The sequence below is a fragment of the Streptomyces sp. NPDC001157 genome, from assembly GCF_053598255.1.
On sequence record NZ_JBSFJW010000011.1, the window covers coordinates 239,070 to 245,069 of the forward strand.

The following is a 6,000-nucleotide window of genomic DNA, read 5'->3' on the forward strand; positions in this document are numbered from 1 at the left end:
TCGCGCTTTTCGGCGACCGTAGCAGCCCGCAGCCGCCTGATCGGGGCGGCGATGCCCGAGGTGGGGGGCCGTGTCGGACGCGGCCCGCCCGGCCGCGACGCCCGGCACGTACTCCCTCACTGCCTCAAGGGAGTGGGGGTACCCCCATGACGTGGCGAGGCAAGCCTTCCGGCGGACGACAGGGCGTCCGACCCGGGCCCCGAGAGCCGTAGGCTGTTTGCGTGCTCTTGCTCGCTCTGGATACCGCAACCCCAGCCGTGACCGTCGCCCTGCACGACGGCACGGACGTCATCGCCTCTTCGAGCCAGGTGGACGCGCGCCGGCACGGTGAGCTGCTGCTGCCTGCCGTCGACCGGGTGCTCGCCGAGGCCGGGACCGGGCTCGACGCCGTCACCGGCATCGTCGTCGGCATCGGGCCCGGCCCCTACACCGGGCTGCGCGTCGGCCTGATGACCGCGGACACCTTCGGGCTCGCGCTCGGTGTCCCCGTGCACGGCGTGTGCACGCTCGACGGTCTCGCCTACGCGGCCGACATCGAGAAGGGCCCCTTCGTCGTGGCGACCGACGCCCGGCGCAAGGAGGTCTACTGGGCGCGCTACGCGGACTCCCGGACCCGGCTGACCGACCCCGCCGTCGACCGGCCCGCCGACATCGCCGACCGGGTGGCGGGGCTGCCCGCCGTCGGTGCGGGCGCGCTGCTGTACCCGGACACCTTTCCGAACGTGCACGAGCCGGAGCATGTGTCGGCCGCCGCGCTCGCGAGTCTCGCCGCCGAGCGGCTGGCCAAGGGCGAGGAACTGCCCGAGGCCCGGCCGCTGTACCTGCGCCGCCCGGACGCCCAGGTCCCCAAGAACTACAAGGTGGTCACCCCCAAGTGACCGAACCCGTGACCTCTCGACTGCGCGAGATGCGCTGGTGGGACATCGACCGCGTGCTCGAACTGGAGAAGGACCTCTTCCCCGAGGACGCCTGGTCCCGCGGCATGTTCTGGTCGGAACTCGCCCACTCCCGCGGGCCCGAGGCGACCCGCCGCTATGTCGTCGCCGAGGACGGCGAGGGGCGGGTGGTCGGGTACGCGGGCCTCGCCGCCTCCGGAGACCTTGCCGACATCCAGACCATCGCCGTCACCCGCGACCAGTGGGGCACCGGCCTCGGCGGACGGCTCCTCACCGAGCTGCTGCGGGCCGCCACCGCCTTCGAGTGCGCCGAAGTGATGCTGGAGTGCCGGATCGACAACATCCGCGCCCAGAAGCTCTACGAGCGCTACGGCTTCGAGGCCATCGGCTTTAGGCGCGGCTACTACCAGCCCGGCAATGTGGACGCCCTGGTGATGCGTCTGACCACGCAGTCCGACAGCGGCTCCGCCGCGGGACCGACCTCCGAACGAGAAACCGAGATCCATGGCTGACGAACCCCTGGTCCTGGGGATTGAGACCTCCTGCGACGAGACCGGCGTCGGCATCGTCCGCGGCACCACCCTGCTGGCCGACGCCGTCGCCTCCAGCGTCGACGAGCACGCCCGCTTCGGCGGCGTCGTCCCCGAGGTCGCCTCGCGCGCCCACCTGGAGGCGATGGTGCCGACCATCGACCGCGCGCTGAAGGAGGCGGGGGTGAGCGCGCGGGACCTGGACGGCATCGCGGTCACCGCCGGTCCGGGGCTGGCCGGCGCCCTGCTGGTCGGCGTGTCGGCGGCGAAGGCGTACGCGTACGCGCTGGGCAAGCCGCTCTACGGCGTCAACCACCTCGCCTCCCACATCTGCGTCGACCAGCTGGAGCACGGCCCACTGCCCGAGCCGACGATGGCGCTGCTGGTGTCCGGCGGGCACAGCTCGCTGCTGCTGTCGACGGACATCACCTCGGACGTCCGTCCCCTGGGCGCGACCATCGACGACGCGGCCGGCGAGGCCTTCGACAAGATCGCTCGGGTGCTGAACCTCGGCTTCCCCGGCGGCCCGGTCATCGACCGCTACGCACGCGAGGGCGACCCCTCCGCGATCGCGTTCCCGCGCGGACTGACCGGTCCGCGCGACCCGGCGTACGACTTCTCCTTCTCCGGGCTGAAGACCGCCGTGGCCCGCTGGATCGAGGCCAAGCGGGCGGCGGGCGAGGAGGTGCCGGTGCGGGACGTGGCGGCCTCCTTCCAGGAGGCGGTCGTCGACGTGCTCACCCGCAAGGCCGTGCGCGCCTGCAAGGACGAGGGCGTCGGGCATCTGATGATCGGCGGCGGTGTGGCCGCCAACTCCCGGCTGCGCGAGCTCGCCCGGCACCGCTGCGAGGCGGCCGGGATCGAACTGCGGGTGCCGCGGCCGAAGTTGTGCACCGACAACGGCGCCATGGTGGCGGCGCTCGGCGCGGAGCTGGTGGCCCGCAACCGGGCGGCGTCGAACTGGGACCTGTCCGCCGACTCCTCGCTGCCGGTGACCGAGGCGCACGTACCCGGGCACCACCACGATCACGTCCACGAGGTCAGCAAGGAGAACCTGTACCCGTGACGGTCGCCTTGATGTGGGAGGCGCGGGCGGCCGAGGGCCGGGGCGAGGAACTGCTCGCCTGGGCGCGGGCGCAGGAACTCCCGGTACCACCGGCGCGCCGCGAGACCTTCCGCGCCCCCCAGGACCGTGTCCTCGTCATCACCTGGTGGGACGCCCCGTACGACGCCGATCTGCCCGAACTCCCCGAGCCGGGCGGGGAGTTGACGTCCCGTGCGGTGCACCGGTGGCGGTTCGAGTCGGTGGCGACCGACTGACTTCGTCCGTTCGACGCACATATGTAGGGTCATGTGCGTCATATGACGCATGCCCATCTACCTTGTTACATATCTCGCTTGCGTAAAACCGGAAAAATTCTCCTGTCTGCCCCAGGTCCGGACGGATACATTCCTCATTCTCGGTATGCGTCTTCTGGCCGATTTCGTCGCCGGCGCATGCCATCGGGGAGAGGGCTGGGGGGCCAATGCAGGTGGGCGAGATGGCGGTCGAGGCTGTCCGGATTCTGACGCACTCCATGACGTCGGCGGCCGCGAGCGCGGGGGAAGTGGTGCAGGGGGTGGCGACGCGGCTGCTGTCGGATCTGGTCGCCGCCCGGCTGCGGAGCAGGGGGAACGAGCGGGAGTGGGAGGGCTTCACCCGCGACCCGCGCAACAGCTCCCTCGTCGAGTACCTGTTGAGACAGGCGGCGGAGGATGACGCCGACTTCCGGCTCGCGCTCGCCAAGGCGGTGCGCGGCGCGAAGGCCGAGCAGCCGGCCGGGGTGAGCGTGAACTCGATCAGTATCGGCCGGGACGGCGACGCGCAGATCGGTGACCGCCGCGACACATACGGGGACCACAACCGGGTGGTGAGCGGCGGCGGTTCGCTCTACGAGGGTGAGGTCACCCAGCACCGGGACGGCGACACGTACGGGGGGGACGTCCACAACGACACCCCCTTCGGACGGTACGTGCTGATCGCCCTGGCCGTCCTGGCGCTGCTCCTGCTCGTGTTCAAGGGCATCCCGGCCGTCATCGGCGGCGGCAGCGGCGACGGCCTCTCGGCCTCCTCGACCTGCAAGGACTTCCTGAACGCGGACCAGGGGACCGAGTCACAGGCCCTCGTCGACATCGCGACGTCCAAGGGGCTCGGCGGCTTCGGCAGCCCGCTCGCGCTGCCGGCCATCCGCTACGAGTGCAGTTACCACCCGTCCGAGTCGCTGGGCGCGGTGATCGAGCAGTACAAGGGCCAGTTCTGACGCACGCCGCGGCGGGCGTTCTGACGTAGGGGGATTCATCATGCATTGGGGTGTCTACGAAGTCTTCTCCGTGATCTCGGGGGCCGTGCTTCTCATGTGCGGGCTCATGCTGCCCCGGGTCACCGTGAAGGACAGGGCCTGGTCGGTGATCGGTGGCGCGTTCCTGCTGGTCTACGGCGTGTACGTCGCCAAGCAGACCTCGGGGACGTACTACTTCCCGGTGGCCGTGTTCATCATCCCGGCGGGAGCGGTGCTCTATCTGCTGGGCGCCGCCTTCGGTCTGACGGGGTCCGAGGCCGCGGGCGGCCGGGACGACGGCGAGTAGGGGAGGGGCGCCGCCATGACCGACGACAGCGCATACGGGCCCACCGACGCCCGGCCCGGCCGGCCCCGGCCCAACCTGTTCGAGGGACCGGACTACCAGGGGCGGACCGCGCCGGTGCCCCCGATGCCGGCGGGCGCGCCGCCCATGCCGGTCGTACCACCGCGTCCGTCGGCGGGACCCGTCCTGCCGGCACCGCCGACGTGGGGGCCGCCGATGCCGGTGCCCGCACGCCCGCCCGCTCCCCGGCTCGGGGCGCGGGAGACGCTCTCCCGTGCCGTGTTCGGCGGTTTCTGGTGTGTGATCGGGGTGCTGGGTGTCGTCGCCGCGGTGTCGGGGCTGGCCAAGGGTGACGTCGGCGGGTTCCTGCTGAGCGCGCTGGTCGCCACGGGGAGCGGCTTCTACGCCCGCTACATCTTCCGCGGCGGCCGGTTCCGGATTCTCTTCTGGTAGGCGTCCGTTCAGCCGTGGCTGATCGCCGCTCCGGCGGGTGAGTACGAGAGGTGCCACCGTTCCCCGGGGTCGGGGGCCAGCCACAGGCGTCGGCCGGTGTTGTGCTCCCAGCCCGTGGCCGCCACCGCCGTGCCGAGCCAGTCCAGGCCGACGGCCAGCAGGACCACGACGATTCCGGTGTCCCGGATGACGAACACGCACAGGGCCGACAGCAGCAGCAGTCCGGCCATGCGAGGGGAGAAGGCCGCGCGGTGCGGACGCTCCTCGGTGTCCGGCGCGAGCGCCGCCGCCTCGAACTCCCGCAGCCGGCCGATCCACTTGAGCCGGGAGGCCCGCAGCAGCGTCGAGACCACGAGGAAGCCGAGCGCGAAGGTGATGAGCACGCCCAGGGCTCCGGTCCGCACCGGCGGGCTCTGGCCCGTGCCGACCGCCGCCGCCCAACCGCCGGCGATCCCGGCGAGGACGAGCGAGGCGGCCCACCACTCGTGATGCACGTACCGGACCATCGTTCCCCCAAGTCCGAAGCGCCGGTTCCGCCTCCCCCGAGACCCCCGTCTCGCGGCGGTCGCCGGTCGGTGTTCCCACGGTAGTTCCAGCGTCCCCGTTTCGGCCGTCCACACGTGTGAGCGGTCGGTGAAGGGTGGTTCGACCGGTCGCCCGATCTCAGTCCCACCACAAGCGCCACTGCCGGGAGGTCAGGAGCTCCTCCGGGTAGGTGTCCTCCCAGTCCTCGAAGTTGTTGTGGAACCAGTCGGGGCAGGCCAGATAGTGCTCTGCGGCCAGGACATGGGCCTCGTGGAGGTTCTTCGGCGGGACGGCGGCCGACAGGTAGAGGTCCGCGTGGCCGAAGCCGACGAGGCGGGCGCCGAAGCGGTCCTCCCAGGAGCGCAGCACTCCCGACAGTTCGTCCTTGCCCATGTGGTTGCACATGCCGGGCCAGTTGAGCGCCGAGGGAACGTCCGAGCCCCGTTCGGCCCGGACCAGTGCGAGGCAGCGGGCCCGGTCCTCGCGCACGACCTCGGCCGCCTCCTCGCCGGCGCACACGTCCGGGTCGGCCCCGGCCGCCGCCGGAACGGCCAGGCCCGGCCATGCCGGGAACGACGGCCAGGACGACGGCCGCCACGCGTCCCGGAAGTACGCGGCGGCGTCGACCTGTTCGTCACCCCCGACGTTGAACTCGTACATGTCCTCCGTGTATGCGAGCAGGACGGGATACAGGCCCGTCCGTGACCGGTCGGCGTACAGCCGCCGCCACCACTCGTCCGCGTCGGGCAGTTTGCCGTCGCTCATCCACACCAGAATGTCGGACCGGCCGTACGACTCGACGATCCGTCCCGGTGGCAGCGACTTCGGAAGTGACGTGACGTTCATGGCCGGAATGTATGCGGCCTCACTGACAACGGGCCTAGGCCGTTTCCTTTGGATCACCTCGCCGACCAGATGAAGATGGCGGCGAGGTGGAGTCCCGCGAGGTAGACGGTCGCGGTCTTGTCGTAGCG

Annotated in this window: 9 protein-coding genes; 7 read left to right on the forward strand and 2 right to left on the reverse strand. The window is 71.4% G+C overall.

Annotated features, from left to right (window positions below; genetic code table 11):
- Positions 1–221: 221 nt before the first annotated feature.
- From tsaB to ACWDAG_RS22025, 7 genes are all read left to right on the forward strand, one after another.
- Positions 222–878, forward strand: coding sequence for a tRNA (adenosine(37)-N6)-threonylcarbamoyltransferase complex dimerization subunit type 1 TsaB (gene tsaB / locus ACWDAG_RS21995; RefSeq protein WP_450697245.1), 657 nt, complete (start codon positions 222–224; stop codon positions 876–878).
- Positions 875–1,408 (forward strand): ribosomal protein S18-alanine N-acetyltransferase, encoded by a 534-nt coding sequence (gene rimI, locus ACWDAG_RS22000; protein ID WP_450697246.1) that lies wholly within the window; start codon positions 875–877, stop codon positions 1,406–1,408. The genes tsaB and rimI overlap by 4 nt, the downstream gene beginning before the upstream one ends.
- The gene (gene tsaD, locus ACWDAG_RS22005) at positions 1,401–2,492 is read left to right on the forward strand and encodes a tRNA (adenosine(37)-N6)-threonylcarbamoyltransferase complex transferase subunit TsaD (RefSeq protein ID WP_450697247.1); all 1,092 of its coding nucleotides are present in this window, start codon (positions 1,401–1,403) and stop codon (positions 2,490–2,492) included. The genes rimI and tsaD overlap by 8 nt, the downstream gene beginning before the upstream one ends.
- Complete coding sequence (locus ACWDAG_RS22010) at positions 2,489–2,746, forward strand: hypothetical protein (protein WP_450697248.1); 258 nt, start codon at positions 2,489–2,491, stop codon at positions 2,744–2,746. Before tsaD ends, ACWDAG_RS22010 begins: the two co-directional genes overlap by 4 nt.
- A 221-nt stretch (positions 2,747–2,967) precedes the next feature.
- The gene (locus tag ACWDAG_RS22015) at positions 2,968–3,726 is read left to right on the forward strand and encodes a hypothetical protein (protein WP_450697249.1); all 759 of its coding nucleotides are present in this window, start codon (positions 2,968–2,970) and stop codon (positions 3,724–3,726) included.
- Between the two features lie 40 nt (positions 3,727–3,766).
- On the forward strand, positions 3,767–4,051 hold the full coding sequence (locus ACWDAG_RS22020; protein ID WP_450697250.1) for a hypothetical protein: 285 nt from the start codon (positions 3,767–3,769) through the stop codon (positions 4,049–4,051).
- 15 nt (positions 4,052–4,066) lie between these two features.
- A complete protein-coding gene (locus ACWDAG_RS22025; protein ID WP_450697251.1) occupies positions 4,067–4,501 on the forward strand; it encodes a hypothetical protein in 435 nt (144 codons plus the stop codon).
- An 8-nt stretch (positions 4,502–4,509) separates the two neighbouring features.
- Here ACWDAG_RS22025 and ACWDAG_RS22030 read toward each other — a convergent pair whose 3' ends face one another.
- Positions 4,510–4,995: a hypothetical protein gene (locus ACWDAG_RS22030; protein ID WP_450697252.1), complete on the reverse strand. Its 486-nt coding sequence runs from the start codon at positions 4,993–4,995 to the stop codon at positions 4,510–4,512.
- A gap of 169 nt (positions 4,996–5,164) precedes the next feature.
- The gene (locus ACWDAG_RS22035; RefSeq protein WP_450697253.1) at positions 5,165–5,872 is read right to left on the reverse strand and encodes a DUF4253 domain-containing protein; all 708 of its coding nucleotides are present in this window, start codon (positions 5,870–5,872) and stop codon (positions 5,165–5,167) included.
- Positions 5,873–6,000 lie beyond the last annotated feature (128 nt).

Excerpts from the sequence above, each read along its gene's own strand:
- tsaD (WP_450697247.1), top strand. The coding sequence starts at position 1,401 with ATGGCTGACGAACCCCTGGTCCTGGGGATTGAGACCTCCTGCGACGAG.
- ACWDAG_RS22015 (WP_450697249.1), top strand. The coding sequence starts at position 2,968 with ATGGCGGTCGAGGCTGTCCGGATTCTGACGCACTCCATGACGTCGGCG.
- ACWDAG_RS22020 (WP_450697250.1), top strand. The coding sequence starts at position 3,767 with ATGCATTGGGGTGTCTACGAAGTCTTCTCCGTGATCTCGGGGGCCGTG.
- ACWDAG_RS22025 (WP_450697251.1), top strand. The coding sequence starts at position 4,067 with ATGACCGACGACAGCGCATACGGGCCCACCGACGCCCGGCCCGGCCGG.
- ACWDAG_RS22035 (WP_450697253.1), bottom strand. The coding sequence starts at position 5,872 with ATGAACGTCACGTCACTTCCGAAGTCGCTGCCACCGGGACGGATCGTC.